Source organism: Leptothoe sp. LEGE 181152, assembly GCF_032906605.1.
Taxonomy (GTDB): Bacteria; Cyanobacteriota; Cyanobacteriia; order Phormidesmidales; family Phormidesmidaceae; genus Leptothoe; species Leptothoe turfae.
In genome coordinates this window covers 129,258-151,049 of record NZ_JASATU010000008.1, presented here as the reverse complement: position 1 = coordinate 151,049, position 21,792 = coordinate 129,258, and the positions used below count along the sequence as shown (strand labels likewise).

The 21,792-nt window shown below is 46.5% G+C and carries 11 protein-coding genes; 2 read left to right on the top strand and 9 right to left on the bottom strand.

What is annotated here, in order from left to right; genetic code table 11:
* Nucleotides 1-27: 27 nt before the first annotated feature.
* The 5 genes from QGP82_RS04935 to fbp form a co-directional block, all read right to left on the bottom strand.
* Complete coding sequence (locus tag QGP82_RS04935) at nucleotides 28-1,212, bottom strand: HhoA/HhoB/HtrA family serine endopeptidase (protein WP_163702796.1); 1,185 nt, start codon at nucleotides 1,210-1,212, stop codon at nucleotides 28-30.
* Between the two features lie 504 nt (nucleotides 1,213-1,716).
* Nucleotides 1,717-3,057, bottom strand: coding sequence for a glucose-6-phosphate dehydrogenase assembly protein OpcA (gene opcA / locus QGP82_RS04930; RefSeq protein ID WP_163669127.1), 1,341 nt, complete (start codon nucleotides 3,055-3,057; stop codon nucleotides 1,717-1,719).
* Between the two features lie 125 nt (nucleotides 3,058-3,182).
* On the bottom strand, nucleotides 3,183-4,712 hold the full coding sequence (gene zwf, locus QGP82_RS04925; protein ID WP_163669125.1) for a glucose-6-phosphate dehydrogenase: 1,530 nt from the start codon (nucleotides 4,710-4,712) through the stop codon (nucleotides 3,183-3,185).
* 99 nt (nucleotides 4,713-4,811) lie between these two features.
* On the bottom strand, nucleotides 4,812-5,951 hold the full coding sequence (tal, locus tag QGP82_RS04920; RefSeq protein WP_499057404.1) for a transaldolase: 1,140 nt from the start codon (nucleotides 5,949-5,951) through the stop codon (nucleotides 4,812-4,814).
* A gap of 89 nt (nucleotides 5,952-6,040) precedes the next feature.
* Nucleotides 6,041-7,108 carry a class 1 fructose-bisphosphatase gene (fbp, locus tag QGP82_RS04915; RefSeq protein ID WP_163669121.1) on the bottom strand — a complete coding sequence of 356 codons (1,068 nt, stop codon included), beginning with the start codon at nucleotides 7,106-7,108 and terminating at the stop codon, nucleotides 6,041-6,043.
* Between the two features lie 562 nt (nucleotides 7,109-7,670).
* On the opposite strand from fbp, the gene QGP82_RS04910 reads away from it, so the two are divergent.
* Nucleotides 7,671-13,286 (top strand): CHAT domain-containing protein, encoded by a 5,616-nt coding sequence (locus tag QGP82_RS04910; RefSeq protein WP_499057401.1) that lies wholly within the window; start codon nucleotides 7,671-7,673, stop codon nucleotides 13,284-13,286.
* A 181-nt stretch (nucleotides 13,287-13,467) separates the two neighbouring features.
* On the opposite strand, the gene QGP82_RS04905 is transcribed toward QGP82_RS04910, so the two are convergent.
* Nucleotides 13,468-16,440 (bottom strand): NB-ARC domain-containing protein, encoded by a 2,973-nt coding sequence (locus tag QGP82_RS04905; RefSeq protein ID WP_499057399.1) that lies wholly within the window; start codon nucleotides 16,438-16,440, stop codon nucleotides 13,468-13,470.
* A gap of 272 nt (nucleotides 16,441-16,712) precedes the next feature.
* On the opposite strand from QGP82_RS04905, the gene QGP82_RS04900 reads away from it, so the two are divergent.
* Nucleotides 16,713-16,844: a hypothetical protein gene (locus QGP82_RS04900; RefSeq protein WP_284681998.1), complete on the top strand. Its 132-nt coding sequence runs from the start codon at nucleotides 16,713-16,715 to the stop codon at nucleotides 16,842-16,844.
* Between the two features lie 302 nt (nucleotides 16,845-17,146).
* On the opposite strand, the gene QGP82_RS04895 is transcribed toward QGP82_RS04900, so the two are convergent.
* The 3 genes from QGP82_RS04895 to QGP82_RS04885 form a co-directional block, all read right to left on the bottom strand.
* Nucleotides 17,147-18,442, bottom strand: a complete 1,296-nt coding sequence (locus tag QGP82_RS04895) for a dihydrolipoamide acetyltransferase family protein (RefSeq protein ID WP_499057397.1) — start codon at nucleotides 18,440-18,442, stop codon at nucleotides 17,147-17,149.
* A gap of 230 nt (nucleotides 18,443-18,672) precedes the next feature.
* Nucleotides 18,673-19,113 carry a YlqD family protein gene (locus QGP82_RS04890; RefSeq protein WP_163669113.1) on the bottom strand — a complete coding sequence of 147 codons (441 nt, stop codon included), beginning with the start codon at nucleotides 19,111-19,113 and terminating at the stop codon, nucleotides 18,673-18,675.
* A 490-nt stretch (nucleotides 19,114-19,603) separates the two neighbouring features.
* Nucleotides 19,604-21,529: an AMP-dependent synthetase/ligase gene (locus QGP82_RS04885; protein WP_499057396.1), complete on the bottom strand. Its 1,926-nt coding sequence runs from the start codon at nucleotides 21,527-21,529 to the stop codon at nucleotides 19,604-19,606.
* Nucleotides 21,530-21,792: the final 263 nt, after the last annotated feature.

Below are 21,792 nucleotides of genomic sequence, written 5' to 3'. Positions count from 1 at the left end.
GCCGAAGGCCAGCCCAGCCCCTAAAACCTATTGAGCCGCCTCTTGCAACTCGGCAGGTCGCACGGTCAGATTCTTCGTTTGATCACCCCGAATTACCTCGAATTTCAACGCCTGACCAATCTTGCTACCCTCAACAACATCTTGCAACTGTTCGGCATTAGTCACAGCGGCATCATCGATTTTAACAATCACATCACCACGCCGCAGTCCACCTTTCGCCGCAGGGCTATCTGGCACCACCTGCACAATCAACACACCTTCCGTCTCAGGCACCGTCAGCACAGAGTTTGGATCTTCATTGATCTGCTTCGCCTGCTCCACCGTCAGATTGGTCATCTGGATACCAATAAATGGGTGAGGCACCCTCTTACCCTGAGCCAAAAAGCTTTGAATTTCCTTCGCCTTATTGATGGGAATCGCAAAGCCAATCCCTTCTGCATCAGCCCGAATAGCGGTATTAATGCCGATGACCTCTCCCTGTTCATTGAGCAAAGGACCACCGGAATTCCCCGGATTAATGGCCGCATCTGTCTGCACAAAGTCCAGACGCTTATCTGGGATACCCACCTGAGAGCTAGAACGGTTGAGCGTACTAATAATCCCTAAAGTAACTGTATTATCCAGACCTAGCGGGTTGCCCACAGCAATTGCCCAGTCGCCCACCTGTAGCTGGCTAGAATCTCCTTCAGGGGCTACGGGTAAGTTATCGCCTGTAATCTTAACAACTGCTAAATCAGAAGGTTCGTCAGTTCCCTTCACTTCGCCATCAAAGGTACGGCCATCCCGCAGGGTAATGGTGACCTTGTCCGCGCCGTTCACTACATGGGCATTGGTCAGCACCAAACCACTGTCGTCGACAATAAAGCCAGACCCTTGCCCCTGTTGACGATACTCCTGGGGTAACTGAGGAAATGCATCCTCGCCAAAGAAACCACGGAAAAACGGATCGTTAAAAAATGGATCAGGTCCACGGGTAGCAACCGTACGTTCCGTATCCACACGAACAACGGCTGGACCCACACGATCAACCGCCGCTGCAACAAAATTATGGGGGCTATCTGGAATCCTTGAAGCCTGTACTAGCTGCGCTGCAGGCGCTCCCACTTCAGCAATGGTTGGTGGGATGATCCATTTAGAAAATAGCCTCAACGAGGTTAATGTCAATGCCACACTGAGGACAATAACTAACGCGTAGTTCCTGATCTGACGCATGGGACGTGCTCTCAATTCAACGGATTTCGGTCTGACCGTCCATGGTCAAACCTGGTTTAAGTCTTTCTTCATAGTTTGCAACGTCTTTAAGACTTTGAAAGTCAGGATAACCCTACAAAATAAGGAGTGATGTCTTCCAGATGCAGTCACACGCAATGCTTCCGGAGCGCTGAACTGTCCCTTATGGAGAAAGATCAGAATAAGGCTTTAAATGCAACATTAAGTCAGATGCTCAAACAACAAAAGAGCCAGGCATAGCTATGCCTGGCTCTTTTGTACCTAGAACAGATATAGTATCGAATCCGAATTCATTAAGCTCGATTAAAAATGGACAATCCTGTAGGGGCACCCCCCTTGTGAATGCCCTTCGGTACCGGGCGCTATTAGTCAGGATGTCGTATAAGATCTGCCCTTACGGGATTATTCATACAATCAGGTTTGTTAAATTCGGAGCCTTGGCACCTGAAACCTAAAATCCAGGCGTCAGCAATTGCCTCTTACTCACTACTTCTCAGCATTATTTAACAGCTTCAAAATCTGAGCTGTAACCGCCAAACTCTCCTCAAACAGCACATCTTCACCCCAGCGCTGTAGCTGCTGTTCTAATAACAAATCAGAACGTTGGTCAGAGATAGCTGTTACTTCTTGGATATAGCAAGACTGCGCACCCCCACCAGACTCCATTCGCATACAGCCTGCCGTCTCAGAGCAGAGAATGGTGCAGCAGTTAGCATCAAGATTAGTCGATGACATCCGCAAGCCGGTCAAATCACCCAGTACTTCCCCCACATCAGCCACCGGAATAGCAGCTAATTCCACATCAATGGAGCGGCCATGGTTACCTTTGAGGGTAATGCGTCGTAAATCGTAGTCGCCGCCTTCTAATTGATAATCTTCAGGCTGCCACTGTAGACGACTGGCTAACCAGCCAAGATACAGTAGTGCCTGGGCGGCATTACCTTTCTCATAGTCGACACCCACCTGGTCCATTTCCAACAATGCCAACCGTCGCTCAGGTGGATCGAAGGAAGCGGCAGATAGTTCTTGCCACGGAGCCAGACGATACCAGTTTAAGTCAGCCACTTTAGTACCGCTGTCCACTAGCTGATGGATCTTTAGTAGCTCTGACTCAGGATTGCCATAGTAGCTGGAGTCTAAAATTATGCAGCTACCGAGGGAGGCCATGGACTGAAAGAGAAGCTGCTCTGGATTAGGGGTAGCTTTCCACCAGATAAATTTAGGCAGATCGTCAATCACTAAAGATTTAACCAGGTTATCCACCCGATCCAGTGCTTTCTTCGTACCTCGCAACGTAATGTATTCACAGCACACTAGACGACTGTTACTGCTTTTCTGAATCGGGCAGTAGGCAGACACCTGGGCCGTAACGCCAGTATCTTCATCGCCAAAGGTGGGGCAAAGGGTAATTACCCGACAAGGGTTTTGGGCCGCTAGGGCTTCGTTAAGGCTAAAGCCCCGCAGGTCGGCATTTGTATAGCGACGCAGCTCAGGAGATAGGGCCCGAAACTCATCGCGCAGACGCTGTAAAGTTACTTGATCCACCCGGTTGGTAATGGGTAAGCCATAGGTTTGCTGGGCGATTGCGATCGCACGTCTTGTCTCTGGCCCATGCTGCCCATCAATAGGCTTGGTATAAAAGCCTAGAGTTGCCAACAACTGCTGAATCTCTTCTGGCTCATAAATGATGACATTAAACGTCGTGGCTCGCGTCGCTACACCGGAAGCATCAGCAGCATAGTTATGCCATATCTCCCGAAGCTCGGCTTCAATATCGTCAACTGAAATGTCTTTAGGCTTTTGTAGCGTAACTAGAGAGGTCACCATGGCTTTAACCGCGCAATTGAATAGTAAGGTCAGGGGGTGGAAGTTTTGAGGTTTGAGGTGTTGGGTCCTAGTTATTGGTTATTGATTCTTTGTGTTGAAATGGCTAATAACTAATAAACGTATAACTAAAGTCTTCGCCAACGACGACCGACTTTATTCAGCAAGAATTCGGCCTCTACTGGCTCCCATGTACCTGCTTCATATAACGGAATCTGGGCAGGATCGGCTGGGCTATCCCAAGCTTCTAAGACTGGTGTAAGCACCCGCCACGATTCTTCTACTTCGTCTCCTCGGGTAAATAGGGTTTGATCCCCGAGCATGGCATCCACCAACAAGCGGGCATAGGCATCGGTGCTGGGTTTACCAAAGGCTGCATCATAACGGAAGTCCATATCCACTGAGCGTGTCCGCAAAGAACTGCCCGGTGTTTTCACTTCAAACCGCATGGAAATACCTTCATCGGGCTGAATTCGCAAGGCCAGAATATTGTCATTCATCTGCTTTGCCGCCGACTGGAACATTAGGTGAGGCACCTGCTTGAAGTGTACTGAGATTTCCGATACTTTTTTGGGCATCCGTTTACCCGTACGTAGGTAAAATGGCACCCCTTGCCAACGCCAGTTGTCGACGCGCATCTCAATGGCGGCAAAAGTATGGGTCGTCGATTGTTCTAACCCGTCTTCTTCTTGGCGGTAGCCAGGTACAGGCTGTCCTTTCATCCAGCCATTGGTGTATTGCCCCCGCACAACACAACGGTCCAGGTTAAGAGGATCGGCCAGTCGTGTTGCCTGCAATACTTTAACTTTCTCGTCCCGCACACTGGAGGCTGCCAGGGAATTGGGCGGTTCCATCGCCGTTAGGCAAAACAACTGCATCAGGTGGTTTTGCACCATATCCCGCAGGGCTCCAGCAGTCTCATAATAGCCAGCACGCCCTTCTAGACCAACGGTTTCTGCCACCGTAATCTGCACATGATCGACAAACTGCCGGTTCCACAATGGCTCAAAAATGGCGTTGGCAAATCGGAAGACCAGTAGATTCTGAACGGTCTCTTTACCGAGATAGTGGTCAATACGATAGACCTGCTCCTCCGGCACCACCGCTCTTACTTTTTGGTTCAAAGATTGAGCCGATGCCAGGTTACGGCCAAAGGGTTTTTCAATAATTAAACGCTGCTTGGTTGGGTCTGTCAGCATGCCCGCAGCCCCCAACTGTTGGGTGGCTTCAGCAAAAAAGCGTGGAGCAACCGACAGATAAAACAGCCGATTGCCTCGCGTATATCGTTTCTCATCCAGCTCAGCTAAAAAGACTTTCAGCTTCTGATAGCTCTCTGGCTTGTCAATATTACCCGGACAGTAAAACAGTCCAGCGGCAAAGTTCTCCCAAAGCATCTGGTTATGAATACCACCACCGTAGTCTTCAATACCCTGTTTTAAATGCTCACGGAAGAATTCGTGGCTCCATTCTCGACGAGATACCCCCACAATTGTTAGCTCTGGTGGTAGCCGACGCTCTTGGCGCATTTTATAGAGAGAGGGCACCAGCTTACGCTGGGTTAAATCTCCCGACGCACCAAAAATAACTAAAATCTGAGGCTCTGGAATACGATCTTGCTGGAGACCAACGCGGAGGGGATTTTCGAGGAGAGAAACCATTTGGGGGTAAAGGGAAAATAAAAATGGTAGGAGCACCGCTTATGGGTGCCCTAGGCTGCGAAGTGGGCACCCACAAGGGGGATGCCTCTACGTTTATTGTTATGCAGGCGACAGCTGCTTAACCTTCATCACCAATGAATCCATCAGCTGGTCAAAGGGTTTAATAAACTTATCGATGCCTTCAGCCAGCAGCTCATCCATCACCTGCTCAAGGTCAATGCCCACGGTGGGAAGAGTTTCAATTACTGCATAGGCAGCATCCACATCACTTTCAAGGCGGCTGTTCACATCACAGTGATCGGCACAGGCTTCAATGGTCTGGGGAGGCAGGGTATTTACAGTATCTGGACCAATCAGCTCATCTACATACATGACATCGCTGTAGGCAGGGTTCTTAGTGCTGGTGCTAGCCCACAGTAGGCGCTGCACGTTTGCACCGTTAGCAACCAGTGCCTGCCAACGATCGCTTTGAATGATCTTTTTGTATTCTTGGTAAGCCAGCTTGGCATTTGCGATCGCAACCTTACCTTTCAAGCCAGCAATCTGATCCCGCTTACTCTCATCGGACTCCGCCAGTTGATCAAGGGTATTGTCAACCTTGCTATCGATGCGGCTCAAGAAGAAACTAGCCACCGATGCCATGGCGCTAATGTCATGGCCATCCGCCAAGCGACCTTCTAGACCCCGAATATAGGCCCAGGCCGTATCGATATAGCTCTGTACTGAGAACAGTAGCGTCACATTGACGTTGATCCCATCGCGGATGGTCTGCTCAACGGCCTTTAGCCCCTCGGGTGTACCTGGGATCTTAATCATCAGGTTGGGACGCCCAATCGCAGCTGCATAGCGACGGGCTTCAGCAAGGGTGCCTTCAGCATCATGGGCCAGATTGGGGGGGACTTCTAGGCTGACATAGCCGTCCAAACCATGGGAGGATTCGTACACTGGCTTAAGCACATCGCAGGCCCGTTGGATGTCATCAAAGACCAAAGTCTCGTAAATTTGATCAACGGACTGACCAGCCCGTACCCCCGCTTCAATTTCTTGATCGTAGATTTCATTACCTGCGATCGCTTTTTCAAAGATCGCCGGGTTAGAGGTAATCCCATGTACATCTCGACTGTCAATTAGCTTGACCAGCTCGCCAGAAACAAGCAAATCTCGGCTCAGATTATCCATCCACACACTTTGACCATGGTCTTTTAGATGCAGAATTGGACTGTCATTCGCTGTAGTCATAGGGTAAATATCCTATATGGGTGTTTCGTGTTTTCAAAAGTTTTGTTTGTACAGAAAAAATTCCGCTGTCGACAGCCAGGAGTTACCAATTAAGCTTGGCCAATGGCAGCGATTTCAGCTTCACGCTCGCGAAATCGATCCTGAATAAACGATTTCACTAACGCCACATCTTCTGTACTGCCCAAAACTAAAGGCGTACGCATATGTAACCGATCGGGAAGCACATCTAAAATTTCCTGGGTTCCCGTTGAGGCCTGTCCCCCCGCCTGCTCTGCCAAAAAGGCCAGTGGAGCCGACTCATAAAGCAAGCGCAATTTACCATCCGGGTTTTTCACAGTGCCTGGATACAGGAAAACTCCGCCCTGGGTCAAAATACGATGAAAATCTCCCACTAACGCACCACTGTAGCGAGCTGAGTATCCCTCATGGCGGTGTACGTAACGAATATAATCTCGGATAGAATCATCCCACTGCCAGAAGTTACCTTCATTTACACTATAAACAGGCCCATGGGCAGGAATTGTAATGTTCTCTTCCGAAAGAATAAACTCTCCCAGGCTGGGATCAAGGGTAAACATATGCACCCCTGTACCGATGGTATATACCAGTACCGTACTTGGGCCATAGAGAATATAGCCTGCCGCTAACTGTTCTCGTCCTGGCTGCAACAGGTCTTTGCCCGTTTGCCCTTCATCATTACCCCGTTGCTGGCGAATGGCAAAAATTGAACCAACATTGAGATTGATATCTACATTGGATGAACCATCAATGGGATCGTATAGCAAGGTATATCGCCCAATGGGACAGTTCTCAGGAATATAGAATGGAGCCTCCATCTCTTCAGAAGCTAAGCGACAGACCAAACCGCTTTGCTTAAAGACATAAATAAAGACGTCGTTGGCGTAGACGTCCATTTTCTTAACCGATTCCCCCTGTACATTTTCACGCCCGGTAAACCCGAGGGCATCTTCGACTAAGCCCGCTCGCGATAAGTGCCGAGCAATCAGCTTGCCAGCCAGGGCAATGCGATTCATCAAAGCGCTTAGATCTTGAGCATCTGGCCCAAAGCTTTGAAGTTGCTGCAATACATGGCGCGACAGCGTCATTGAGTCACGATCTAACGTGGCCTCGTGAGATGGTTGATAGGTTTCAACCATAGAACCTCCATTCCCTCTTGTGATTGAGGTGGGTGAGCGAATGAAGCATCTATTGGCCATCGGGACAACATCCGAGTAATTAAGAAATTATTTGGATCGCTTACCAATGCCATTAGATACTTCTATTGCCCATGTTAGAAACCTGATCTAGGAAATGAAAAAAACTTTTAGATCAGTTACAGAAACACTCCTAAATTTGTCATCCAAGGTGCTTACAAAGTTTTAAATAGCTTTAAACAAATAAGAAATAGATGAGTCTGGCCTGAGTCACATTTCATAGGTCTAACAACATTCACCCCCAGGGATCATTTATTCATTACGAAACGAATAGGGCGATAAGCAAATGTACGTAAAAACAAGTAGGTAATTACATCTACTGCGCCGTTTACTATAAATCTTGTTACTACTGTAAGCATTTACACCGCCATCGCTTTCACAGCAACTTTAGGATAAAAACCCGTGTCATTAGGGTTACATTTCATCGATAAGTTAGCTGTGATTAGAAAGGGGGAGTTGTAATAATTACAACCTTCTTTTGTCAGGCTTCAGCATTATCAACATTATGGGCTATTCGGGATGGCAGCAGCCCGCTAAATATGTCTTACAGTTAGTGGGCTGGTTAGGTATTTTTACCCTAAGTAGCCCTCCTGCCTGGGGGCAACTACAACCTACAGGAACAACAGCTATCACCACGGCAGGGGATCAGATTCAAATCACTGGGGGTACTCAGTCAACAGATGGAACAAATCTCTTTCATCAGTTTGAAGCGTTCAATGTAGCCACTGGCGAAACGGTTACATTTGTTGCTCCTGACTCAGTGGAAAATATCCTAGGGAAGGTTAAGGGAAATCAAGCATCCATTATTGATGGTGGCTTAGCTGTTCCAACCAGTGCTAATCTCTGGTTACTCAACCCAGCTGGCATCCTCTTTGGCCCCAACGTTCATCTCAATCTCAATGGAGATTTCACGGCCACAACGGCTGACACCATCGGATTTGATCAGGGCTGGTTCACCCATGGTGCAGATCCTCAAGCGTTAGTCGGCCATCCTAACAGTTTGGCATTTATCTCTCCCCCCGCTCATCTGATTAATTTAGGAAACCTACAGGTCGATCCTGGGCAACATATCCGTCTATTCGGGGGCAGTCTTACCAATGTAGGGACGATTACGGCTCCTGCAGGCACAGTTACTGTGGCTGCCGTGACAGATAGCAACCGAGTTAGCTTAAGCCAGGCGGATCAAATACTCACCCTGGAGGTTACGCCCTGGGTTGAGACAGTTTCAAGTCAGGGTATTACACCGGCCAGCCTGCCAGCCCTCCTCACCGGCAATAACATCAACAATGCCGATACCCTAACCGTCAACACAGACGGTACGGTCAGCCTCACGCAAACAGAAACCATTACCCCCTCAGCAGGACATGTGGCCATTACTGGAACCATCAGCAGTGCTGGTAATCAGGGTGGGCAAATTGCACTTTTAGGCGACCGGGTCTCCCTGGTCGATGCGGCCATTAATGCCGATGGGATCAACCAAGGCGGCCAGATCTATATTGGCGGTCATTATCAAGGCACAGGTCCTCTACCAAACGCAACGTACACGTGGGTAAACCAGGATTCTGAAATCAATGCCAGTGCCCTACAGCAAGGCCATGGGGGCCAGATAATTGTTTGGGCCGATGACGCCACGGTGTTTAGCGGCGGTGCCTATGCCCAGGGAGGACAGCAAGGGGGCAATGGCGGCTTTATTGAAATTTCTGGGAAAGACCATCTAGGGTTCGATGGAGAATTTTCCCTCAGCGCTCCCCAGGGTGAATCAGGTACCATCTTATTTGATCCCGATAATATTCGCATTGTCAGCGGTGGTACACCTGCTGAAGTTGCAACAGAATCGCTTTTATTCCCCAATATCAATGCGACTGATAACGACCTCGGTACGTTAACCCTACACGCCAACACGTTAGAAAGCTGGAATGGTAATGACAACATTATTCTACAGGCCAATACCAACATCGACATTGATTTAGGTAGCAACAATGAACTGACGTTTCAACCAGGAACAGGCTCCATTACGTTTATAGCTGACGCTGATAACAACTTTATCGGTAGCTTTTTCATGAGTGGAACAGACAATACCTTGAAAACGTCGGGGCGAGATATCAGCATTTCAGGCACAATTATTACTCTCCAGTCCCTGGATACAAGAACAGGAACAGGGGCTGGCAATGTTAATCTTGCAGCTCCACTGCTCACATCTGTATCAGGTAGGCTAGACGCTGAGGACATTACCGTCAGAAGCAATGAGCTAAATTTAAATGGTGGCAACAACTCCATTAGTGGCACAACGTTATCAATTGCACCTGACAATCCAACCCTAGCCATTAACGTAGGTCCCAGCACTAATACTTTATTCGATCTGGACCTTTTAGAAACCGATGTTTCAGCCCTGCAAGATGGTTTTACTAACATCACCATCGGACGCTCCGATGGGACAGGTACCATTACTCTCAATGATTCTGTTACGGATGGAGGCACAACTCCGTTTCAAGATCCTGTCACTCTCCTTGGAGCAAATGTTCTACGAGGTCCCAATCGGGTAACACCTTGGGTAATTACAGCCAGCAATCAAGGTCATCTCAATGACCTTTTTAATAACGGTCTGAGCTTCAAAAACATCGATTCAATTGTCGTTGGCAATGGTACCAATGATACGATTTCAGGGGCTGATGGCAATGACACCATCACATTTTCAGGGGTGGATGCTGGCACGTTTAATGGCATAAATTTTGCTGGCATTCAAACAGTTAATGGTGCCGGTGGAGACGATCGCTTTATTTTTGGAAATGGAGCTGTTATTAGCGGCATCGTTGATGGTGGGACGGGTAACAACACTCTAGATTACGGTGCCTACATTACAGATATGACCCTCGACCTGGAAACTGGTAATGCACCGGGTACTTGGGGCATCCGCAATATTCAAAATATAATTGCTGGAAGTGGTTCTAATACACTGCAAGGGACAAACACTGATGATGTGGCTACACTCACGAGTGCAGCCACTGGCACCTTAAATGGTACTAACTTTCAAGGCTTTGAGACTATTCTGTTAGGGGATGGTAACGATCGTTTTGTTGTCAATGGAGGAACGTGGACCACACTGGATGGAGGATTAGGAACAGATACCCTAGATTACGGGTCTAGTGCCGTTGGTGTCACCATCGATCTTGAGAATCAAATAACAACAAACGTCGCAGCATTCACCAATATAGAAGACTTTCGAGGTAGTGGTAATACTGATACATTACAGGGAACAAGTGGTAACGACGACATTACTCTCACTGGTACGGACATTGGCACTATCAACACCTTAGCCTTCAATGGCTTTGAAAATTTAAACGGTCAGGCCGGTAATGATAATTTTATCTTTAACAATGGTGCCTCAATCACGGGCACCCTAACTGGCGGCGATGGCAGCGACACAGCTAACTACAGCGCCTACACCACCGATATTAATGTTGATTTTCAAACCAATAATGCAACCGGCCTTGGTGGATTTAATACACTGGAATCCTTCATTGGCGGCAACGGTAACGACACGTTTAGGCTTAATGCAAATACCCCCATTGAGTTTATAAATGGCGGAATCGGTAGTAATACCTTAATCGGTGACAATGTTGACAGTACTTGGAACTTAACAGCTAGCAATACCGGTAATGGCACAGGAATAGACAATTTCTCCAACATCCAAAATCTGATCGCAGGCAATCAATCCGACCAGATCAACATTCTTACCAACGGTGCCGGATTTACTGAAGATTTAGATGGCGGTGCCGGTCCACTTACCTATATAGGAGACACTATCAGTCTAGGCACGGCCCTTGTAGGGACTGAAGCATTAAATCTTTCTCCCTTGTCAACCTCCAGAGATATTCAACTAGGCGGTTCTGATACCCCCTCTGCTCTGACAATTTCCACAGCTGAATTAGCAAGTATCTACAGTGGCTTTACAGCTATTACCATTGGTCATGCGGAGGGTAGTGGCACCATTACCCTAGGAGACAATATAACCCTACTTTCTCCCACTACGATTATCTCTCCTCAAGACAATGGAAAGATTGATACCCAAGGCTTTAATCTGACAGCACCTGACCTTACACTATCAGCGGCAAAAGATATCACAACTGCTAATCTCACAGCTCCAGGAGGTGTGATGCTCAACAGCGGTGGAGCTATCAGGACTCAAGATATTTTGACCACAGGCCCTCTGGATGGTGGTGATACCATCGTTAATGCAGCAACAACAATTACCTCACAACAGATTGACACCACTGGCACTACAGGGGGCAATGTTACCCTGAATGCAGCAGATACTATTCAGGTTCAAAGCATTCGAGCCGAGGGAGATAGTGCAGGCGGCAATGTGGATATTATCACCGACCAATTCTTTCGAGCCACCAACAGCTTTACCAGTTTAGACGGATACGTCGCCAGTATTTCCACAGCCGCCACCAATGGCACAGGTAACATTACTATTCGCCATGGCGGCAATAGTGCCACCCCTTTTCGAGTTGGTGATAGCAGCATTCTAGGCAGTGATGCCCTGATAACCAGTGGTGAATTTAAAATTGCCATAGACAACTCGTATTTAAATAGCTATTCCCTTGGCAATATCAGTTTTTTAACCCAAGATATCTTAACACCTCCCACTCCTCCCACACCGCTCACACGTAATCCTTCTCCCACAGTTAATGCCCAACTAAGTAGTCACCTGCCTACGGTTATTGAACTACCTACGACTAGTTCCCTATTTACTACCGATTTAAGGTCACCGCTCCTCGACAGCCGCGCTACCCCCTTAGATGAAGCAACGTCTTCAGTGGGTGCCAATGATTCTAACAGTGCGCTGTTTGAACGTTTAGAAAATTCATTTTCCGATCAGTTTAAGTCTCACTTAAATCTATACGAGCGTGTTAGCATCTCATCCACCAGCCTGGCCTCGGCCCAAGCAACCCTTGGTAATGTTGAAGAGATTATGGGGGTAAAGCCCGGTGTTCTATACATATACTTTTTGCCACCGGAAGAGAACACTACAGCAGCATCCGAGTCTAGTCCCTTAAACCCCAATAATGATGAATTGGGACTCCTTCTAATCACCCATACAGGACAGACCATACGACGAAAAGTTGAAGGGGTTACCCGCAGTGACGTAATGGCCATGGCAGAGAATTTTTACGCCCAGGTAACCAACTCCATATCTGTCCCATCCCAATACTTGCCCCCTGCTCAACAGCTATATAGCTGGTTGATCTCGCCCATAGAAAATGAATTACAAAGCCAAGGAATCCAAAGCTTAGCCCTGGCCATGGACACAGGTTTACGTACTCTACCCGTTGCCGCACTTCACGATGGGAATGAGTACTTAGTTGAACGTTACAGCTTAGGAGTGATTCCCAGTTTTAGCTTGACTGACTTTAATCCTGAAAATTTTCTCTATTCTCAACTGGAGAACACTCACCTGCTAGCCATGGGAGCGGCGCAGTTTCAATCACAACAGATTCTACCTGCTGTACCTGAAGAACTAAACATTGTTACCGAAGCATTTCATGAGAGTGAGGTATTTCTCAATGAAAGATTTACCCTCAATAATTTGCAAACCCAAGTTGCCCGCAATCAGTATGGGATTGTTCATTTAGCGAGCCATGGTGTGTTTGCCCCCGGTGAACCACACAATTCCTATATTCAACTGTGGGACCAGCCCCTACAGTTGGATCAGGTCCACACCTTAGGCTTACAGGATGCCAACATTGCCCTGATGGTATTAAGCGCTTGCAACACGGCTCTGGGCGATCGTGAGGCCGAATATGGCTTTGCTGGCTTAGCGGTGAATGCGGGGGTACAAACCTCCGTTGCTAGTCTCTGGCCCATCAGTGATGAGGGAACGCTAGGGTTAATGACCTATTTTTATGACAATCTACAGGAAAATTCAGTGCGAGCCAATGCCCTACGCCAGGCACAGCTAGCTATGTTACGAGGTGAACTGTCGTTTGCAGATGGGACATTATATGGTTTTGATGGGGAAGCATTAGCGCATTTTCCAGAACTGGAATATCACGGACGTTGGGATTTTGACCATCCTTTTTATTGGTCGACATACACCCTGGTGGGCAGCCCCTGGTAGAGATATGCTTTAATTCTAGAGAAATTCTTCAAGGTCTGAAATTTGCCTTAATTTTATAGCAGAAATTTTAAAAGTATCATTAATCTCTAATCTCTACAAGACCTATAGAATTGAGAAATAGTTCGATTTTCAGAAAATTGACTTTGAAGAAAAATCATATTTCTCAAAACGACTTAAGAGGTTATAAAGCACCTAAAGCTGTTTCTACTTCAAGCAAGGCTTTTCGAGTTTCTGTAACCCTCTCTCTACGTCCGATTCTTTCGAAAATATCTAAAGCATCACTAAGTTGTTCTAAAGCTTCTTTCAGTTTCTTCTTCTTTTTACGTATCGATGATTCATTCTTAGCTAATCGCCTAGCAATTAAACCATATCCACGATAACACCATGCAATGGTATGGTCTCTACCAATATATTGAGCTATCTGGAGTGCTTTATCAAAACGTCGTTTGATCTCCTCAAGAGGCTTCTGACCTAGCCAAATTTCAACATGACCTAAATTAGCTGCACTAAATGCTATAAATGCATCTCTGTTTCTCCAGTTACTATTTTGTGCATCATCTAAGACTTTAGAATATAATTTTTGAGCAATCTCATAATATTTTATGCTCTCATCTTTTTGATTAATAATGTTATTCCAATGACCTCTATCAACAGCCAAATCTCCTTGATTAGAGTCAGTAATTGAAATAGTGTACTCCGGTTCCTCTGAAGACCAAGTCAGGCCATGTTCCTGTAGATACTGTGTCAGTAGCTGACGAGCCTCATCATGATAATTGTTTGATTGTTCAAAGAGATTATTGATATCTCCAATCATTTCAGGAATTGTAAGTTGTTTATATTCCTCTACAGCCTCTATCGCCTCACCATGGGCAATTAGAGCACTCAATTGAAGGTTTTTGGCCTGATAAAGCTTATAAAAAACATTATCTGTTGCAACTTTTTTCAAGCTTGACTTAGCTTTTTTTCGCCACTGCTTAGCTTCTTCATAGTTGTTTTGACGACTGCAAACCCACCCTGCTCTGAAAGCTAACCTCCATGAGATTTCAGGATTCCTATCTGTTGAATCATCTTCTAGATTAAATGCAGAACTGCATATCTGAATACGGGTATCCCAAAAACCTCGTTCAAACAGAAAATGATGTAATGATTCGACAATTTTAAACGTATTTGCAAAATCTCTTTGAGCTTTACACCAATCAAATGTAGCAATACAGTTCTTTAAATCTTGCTCCAGTTTATTGTATTTTGTTAATTCTAGGCCTGGACGACCTAATTCCTCCATAAGTTCGGTAAAGTAATCAACGGCCTTACCATATATTTCTTGTTTTAAATTTGTGTTGCTGTTTATCTTTTCACTTGCGAAACTACGAATTAGGGGATGAATAGAATATCGAAACTCATCGCCACCCATTTGCTCACGATGAGTATGTAAAAGTGACAACCTTATTAGATGATCAATTTCAGAACGAAATTCTTCTTGATCAGTATCACTAATAATTTGAATAGCTTGTTCTGAAGCAGGTGCCGCAAAAAATGTCATCCCCATTAGAATTCTTTGAGCATTATTGCTAACAATTTTCCATGATGCACCAATTAAGGTTGTGAACATTGCCTCTACCTTAGAGACATCTGCTGATAATGCTTCATCTGGACTTGTTCCTCGACCAGTTAAGCTATTAATAATTACATTGAGAGACACATTTTCGGAAAGAAGGCCAATTATCACCCCCAATGCAAGTGGCAAACCACCAGTCGCACTATAAATAGCCTTCACTGTATCCGTTGTAAAAGCGTGCTTCACTCCTTTCTTTAGTCTTGCCCGCTCCAGCATTCGTCGTGTTTGCTGACGTGTTAAACCTTCAAGCGTTATCAAACAAGAAGCTTGAGGATAAAATTGTCTTGTTGTGATAAGAATCTTACTTGGATAAAAGGTTTTATCACCTAAAAACTTATCAATTCGATCATCTCCTATTCTTTCAAAACTATCAATCACTAATAGATATCGTTTTTTTCGAAGTAAATCATTGACCTGTTCTTGCTTCTGAGCTAAGGTTAATTGATCAGAACGATAATCAAGCTTTCTCAATACAATATCCAGTAAATCAGCTAAATCAATCGGCGACTCATTTGCTGAGGCCCATATAACTTTCTCAAACTTATTTTTAATATTTCTAACAATTTCAGTTGCAAGCACAGTTTTACCTGTGCCACCCATACCTTGAATAACAACAGTTTTGACCCATCTTTCTCTAGATTTTAGTGGTTCTTCAATAGTTTCACGCTGTTCTGGTCGATCAATAAATTCCACAGGTAATTCAGGTATCCCGTAAGAATCTTTCAAGAAATCTTTCTCTGCTTTATTACTCTTTTGATCAACATCTTGATTGACTTGTTTTAATATTTCAACTTCATCTCGGAGAGCTAAAAAATCTAAGAATATCTCTTTGGGAAGACTCTTAACATCTTCTGATGAGTCAATCAGCTTCTCTAGTTCCTTTAATTTTTGCTCTTTTCGCTTTAAAATTTCTGCTTCAACATTTTTAATATCATGACTGTTAGCTTTACCCTCTATCAATTCCCTCCTTTTCTTGAGGATCGGAATACTAAAGTCTGGCCAATCTTCCATCTGGATAGAATTACAGCCTAACTCAAAAGCTTCTTCGTAACTCCAACCATTTCCTAAGGCATCATAAAAAGCTACTGAGAAAGATATAGCAGCTTCATCATCAATATCTTTACTCATGCCAATCACATAATCTATGTGCTGACTAATAGCATCAGCCTGTTTCTCTGAATAACAGGCATTTAGTAGCACGCACTCAACCCCCCTGCTAGAAAAGAGCTTAAATAAACTTTTCAGAGCTTTAGATGAAACTAACTGTATATCGCCTAACTCATCTTCTAGTACAATCCCATCCTCGTGAACTCCATGTCCAGAAAAATGAACTATTTGTGGGTTTATGTCTAGTAAATGCCTACGAAAATCTTTTGGCCTTACAGCCCATCTTGAAATTAAATTAAAGCTATCTCTATGAAGTGAACGCTTAAGCCCTTCTTCAATTTCTCTCACTTCTTCTCCTAAGCGCAACTCTGAAGATTTCTTAGGATGAGCTGCCAATACTAAGATCTTTTTAGATGTAGAATGGCGATTCATGAGCTTAAAACGAGCATTATATTGGATTTAGCTTAGCGTTCTTCAAATGAAGCGTGTCATAATTTCAATTATAACTTTCATATTCTGAAACATATTTTTATCATGTCCCCCTTTTTACATGACTATTTGTAAGCTGTAGCAGTTTGGTCCACTACCTGAAGAGGTTGCTATATAGCAGAATGGCACTGACGTAAAAGTCGCGGAAAAGGCCTCAGGTATGATGATCTGAGAAGCTTACAACCTGGAAGCCCCAATATACTACTGCCTTTACTATGCCGAATCGTGTGGAGATTCTCAAGCAAAAGTATCAAGATAGTCTCGGTCTGCCCTTTGCTCAGATCTTGAGTAAATGTGAAATGGGTGTGACTTTTTCCCAGAATGTAGCAACCGCGTTCAGTGCTTAAAGTTAAACTGATGGCTTGATTCGACCTACGTCCGTGCCATTCGGATGTAGCATCTTTTTCTCGCCCCAAACTACGACATCCAGGACTTTGTAGCATAAGTTAAAGATGTAAGAATGTAGCATATTCTCCCTTGAATGGATATATCAATGCGTCCTATGCTCTATTTGATTCCAATAGTTATCGCTTGCTCTAACGTCTCTATAAAAAGACATCGCATTGCTTAAACGCGATGTCTTCAAGGATCATCAAAGATGTCAAATTAGTTGATGATTTCACTACTCTACAGAGGGCAGAAACAAATCCTACAGGGTCAAGGACTGAGGATTGTTTTCAATTAGATCCGCCAGGTCTTTTAAGAAGGCAGCGCCATCAGCACCATAGATAATGCGGTGGTCACAGGTCATATTTACGGTCATCTGCTTCTTAACACCGATCATGCCGTTCTCGTCAGCAACCACGGTGGGCTTAGCGCCGCCAATGGCCAAAATTGAACCAGTGCCAGGGGGCAAAATAGCATCGAAACTGTCAACACCAAACATCCCCAGGTTAGACAGGGTAAAGGTGCCAGTAGTGTACTCCTCAGGCTGTAGTTGCTTACTACGGGAGCGAGCAACGAGGTCTTTCCAAGCGCGGGATAAAGAGTAGATATCCATCTGATCAGCGCCGCGCAGAACTGGGGTAATCAGACCGCCATCGGGCATAGCCACGGCCACGGCCACGTTAATACTGCCGTTGTATTGAATACCGGCGTCGGTATAGCTGGCATTGACGATGGGGTGCTTAGTTAGGGTGACCGCAACAGCTTTTGCAAGCAGACCAGTCATGGTCACGCCCTTAGGCTTGATCTGCTGATACAGCGCATCTAGGGCATTAGTGGTGATGCTGTAGCTGACGCGGAAGACAGGTACGGTCAGGCTAGCGTTCATGTTGCGAACGACGGCCTGCTGCATGGTGTTAAAGGGAGTCACCTGACCAGGTACCGGCGGGGGTGCAGTGGGTGCAGCGGGAATCGAAGCAGCGGGTGCAACAGCGGCGGCAACGGCAGCAGGTGCAACGGCAGCGGCAGCAACGGGCGTAGGTGTTTGACCGGCCGCTTTTTCAACATCCTGAGCGACGATGCGACCGTGGGGACCAGACCCCACTAGGGTTTTGATATCAACTTTGAGTTGCTTAGCCAGCTTTTTGGCACGGGGTGAAGCGATGAGGCGGCCACTGGTGACGGTGATGGCGGTAGCAGCAGCACCATTATCGTTTTGTGCAGCAGGCGCGGTGGCGACGGGTTCGGGGGTAGGAGCTGGAGCAGTGGCTGGGGCAGCGGCAGCGGCAGCGCCTTGCTTTTTGGCTTCTTCAATTTCGGCGTCGGTTTCGGCTAGGAGTGCGATCGCACTCCCCACTGGCGCAACACCACCAGCTTCTACAACGATAGTGGCCAGATACCCTTCATAGAACGATTCGACGTCCATGTCAGCCTTGTCAGACTCAACGATGACAACGGTTTCACCCTTTTCTACCTTGTCACCAGGGCTTTTTGTCCAAGAAACGATCTTGCCCTCAGTCATGGTTGAGCTAAGGGCGGGCATGAACACTTCGCGAATCATTGGAAAATTCCAGGACGGATGGACAACAAATAAATTAACGAACCGTAAAGGCGCGCCAGCATCTTATTCTAAAAGACTTTGTGTCATTAAATTAAATGGACAGCAAAATAAAAAACCAACCGCGAAGTCACGATTGGTGTCGAATATAAATTTTATGTTTGTGCGTAGGCTGGAGCTTACTTCTCTCTTTGGATTTAGGGATACACACCTAATAATGGGTAAGCCCCAACCTATAGTTCACCGCGAATTTCTTCAATGACACCGTCACGTAGTAGGATTTCTACTTGCATTTTTTTGACGAGGTTATCGCCAGTGGACACCTTGAAGAAACCATCGATCTGGCCTTGGCTGACTTCTTTGTTGAGTTCTAGGGTTTGAACTTGCTGTAGCTGCTGTAAAACCTGGTTCTTTTGCTGAAGTAGCTTGTTTTTGTCTTCGTTGATTTTATTTTGTACAGCGGCCATTTGTTTTTGCACAGCTTCGTTGGCTTCTTGCTTTTGTAGCTCAGTTACCATGCGCTGGCCTTGCATTTCGAGTTGTTGTAGGCGACTGTCAATGCCGTTGATCTGCTTTTGTAGTTGATTTTGGGCTTCTTCTTTCCAAAGTGGGGTAACGACGGCTTTGACGTTGATGACTCGTTTTAGGAGTAGTTGGGATTGCGAAGCGTCCATGAAACTATAAATAAAGACTGGTTTTAGTGATCAATTTCACTAGGTATATTACCCTCTCCGGTAGGAAAGGGGACTTTTGCAAGATTTTCTATGGGTTTGAGGGACTCGGGGAGGATATTTAAGGGGTTGATTGGGGGCCATCTGTGTGTCCTTTCCGGAAGTAGTTAGGATCTCGTTTAGGCAAACTGGGGTTTCCCTGGGTAGGGCCGGGACGCCACCCTACGACCCAACGTATAAGGGTATCCCACATTGCGTAGACAGACGTTACGGCGGGGTCGATTTTGTAGATTCTGACCTGCATATCTTGTAGGGGCATCCCCTTGTGGGTGCCCTGGAATAACCTATAGATTCTTTGGATTTTCTCTATCGCTCCACATATATATCTTAGGGACATCCCCCTGTGGGTGACCCGGGATAACCTATACGATTTTTCAACCCCGTGATGGCATGATTCTGTAATTACGCAATCACGGTAATTGTTAGATATCCCCTATTTGAATAGCCCATCGATAACGTCTTGATAGTTGCGGGTAACGACTGGACGCTTGATTTTCATGGTTTGGGTTAGCATACCGTTCTCCATGGAGAACGGTTCGCCTAACAGCGTAAAGGGACCAATGCGTTCATCGGGGCGATGGCCAGGGCGAGCTTTGACTTCGCGGGTGAGTTCTTGTTTAAAGAGGGTTTGGACTTTGGAGTTATTCAGGGATTCGACGGGGTTGGCTTCGTCGATGGTAATGTCCTGGGTGGTGGCCCACTGGCTGAGGGCTTCTAGATTGGGAACGATCAGGGCTCCAAGGACTTTTTGGTCTTGGCCGACAAGCATGATCTGATCGATGTACTTGCTGCGGGCACAGGCGTTCTCGATGGGCTGGGGTTCGATATTTTCACCGCTGGTGAGGACAATGGTATCTTTGGCACGACCGGTGATGACCAGATCGCCGTTGGCAGTAATTTTGCCAAGGTCACCTGTGTCGAACCAGCCGTCGGGATCGATGGCTTTGCTGGTGGCGTCAGGATTTTTGTAGTACCCCTGCATGATTTGGGGACCACGGACTAGTACAAGGCCTTTCTGACCCTGGGGGACGTCTTGACGGCTGTCTAGGTCGACAATGCGGGTTTCGGTGCCGGGTAGGGGTTGACCGTCGGCCCCTCGCAGGTTTTGCCAGGGGCGACGTACGTGGGTGATGGGAGAGGTTTCGGTGAGACCATAGCCACCGAGAATGGCAACGTCGATGATTTCATAGAAGTCTTCCAGGTGATCGGCAATGGAACCGCCACCGCTGACGACGAAGTTAATGTCGCCGCCTGTGGCTTCGCGGATTTTTTTGTAAACCATGGAGTCGCCCAGCTTATGGAAGGGTAAGAGGACGGCGCACTGAATGCTGGCCATGGCTCGGTCAAAGGCGCTGGGGCTATAGTCGAGGCTAAGGTTCTCGGCAATGCGCTTGGCGGCTATGTAGCGCTGGCTCTGGTGTAGAAAAAAGTTGATCAGTTTTTGCTTACTTTCGGGTTGCTCGCGAAACTGTTTTTGTACGCCTTCATAGATGGACTCCCACAGTCGAGGGACACCCACCATGTAATTAGGTTTGTAGGCTTTGAGGTCTTTTTTGACGTGGCGAATATTGGTGTACACCTGTTGTACGCCCTGGGACAGGGTGAAATATTCAAAGGTGCGTTCATAGCAGTGCCAGATGGGCAGGATACTCATGACTTTGGAGCCCGGCTTGGGATGCACGACACTACAGGCCCCTGAAATTTGGGATAGTAGGTTATCTTGACTGAGCATGACGCCCTTGGGTCTGCCGGAGGTGCCAGAGGTGTACATTAAAGTGGCGAGGTCGGTGCGATCGCATTTCACAGCTTCCAGCTCCACACCGACCCCCAGCTCCATCAGCTGTGTAAAATTCAGCAGTTTGGTCGTCGTCTCTAGCTGAGGCGTTTCATCCGACAGCAGCCCAATAAACCGTAGATTTTTATCCCCAAGGCAGTCGGCTAGCTTATTCAAGGTGGCTTGATCCTGCACAATCATCGCCACAGCATCACTATTTTCAAGGATGTAAGCGAGTTCATCTTTATCAGCTTGGGAACCGCGCACAGCATCCACCGCTCCAACGGTCATGATTCCCTGGTCAGCCACTAGCCAGCGGGGCTGATTATCTGAAAAGAGAGCAATTTTGTCCTGGGGGTTAATGCCCAGTGTTTGTAGACTGGCAGCAAACTGTTTAATTTGTTCGTTTAACTCACCATAGGTCAGCTTTAGCTGGGGGGTACTGTGGGGATCTTCCAGGGCGATTTGGTTGGAAAAGCGCTCAGCAACGATGGGCCAGATGCCAGCCACCGACTGGACATGACTGTAGTCAATCGCTTGGGCAAGATTACTTTGTTCCTGGGGCGTAAGTGTGGCAGCAGTCATAAAAACGTCCTGTAAAACGGTATCTAAAAGTGCCTTGGGTGAGTTTAGTTTAAAGGTATCAACTCAAATCAGAACGTTTCCCCCAGGATAATGCTCAGGAATCAGAAGCTAGGAATCGGGACATCACTGACTTCTGATGCTTGATTCCCTACCTGGTCAGAGTTTTTCAGTTTAAGTTGATATCCAAATTTATTTAGAACTAAGAACTCAAAATTAAACTCACGTGGATTTTATAATTTCATCGATAAACTCTGCACCCATAG

Coding starts and splice junctions, on each gene's coding strand:
- QGP82_RS04935 (WP_163702796.1), bottom strand. CDS start 1,212: ATGCGTCAGATCAGGAACTACGCGTTAGTTATTGTCCTCAGTGTGGCA.
- opcA (WP_163669127.1), bottom strand. CDS start 3,057: ATGGTGACCTCTCTAGTTACGCTACAAAAGCCTAAAGACATTTCAGTT.
- zwf (WP_163669125.1), bottom strand. CDS start 4,712: ATGGTTTCTCTCCTCGAAAATCCCCTCCGCGTTGGTCTCCAGCAAGAT.
- tal (WP_499057404.1), bottom strand. CDS start 5,951: ATGACTACAGCGAATGACAGTCCAATTCTGCATCTAAAAGACCATGGT.
- fbp (WP_163669121.1), bottom strand. CDS start 7,108: ATGGTTGAAACCTATCAACCATCTCACGAGGCCACGTTAGATCGTGAC.
- QGP82_RS04910 (WP_499057401.1), top strand. CDS start 7,671: ATGGGCTATTCGGGATGGCAGCAGCCCGCTAAATATGTCTTACAGTTA.
- QGP82_RS04905 (WP_499057399.1), bottom strand. CDS start 16,440: ATGAATCGCCATTCTACATCTAAAAAGATCTTAGTATTGGCAGCTCAT.
- QGP82_RS04900 (WP_284681998.1), top strand. CDS start 16,713: ATGCCGAATCGTGTGGAGATTCTCAAGCAAAAGTATCAAGATAGTCTC.
- QGP82_RS04895 (WP_499057397.1), bottom strand. CDS start 18,442: ATGATTCGCGAAGTGTTCATGCCCGCCCTTAGCTCAACCATGACTGAG.
- QGP82_RS04890 (WP_163669113.1), bottom strand. CDS start 19,113: ATGGACGCTTCGCAATCCCAACTACTCCTAAAACGAGTCATCAACGTC.
- QGP82_RS04885 (WP_499057396.1), bottom strand. CDS start 21,529: ATGACTGCTGCCACACTTACGCCCCAGGAACAAAGTAATCTTGCCCAA.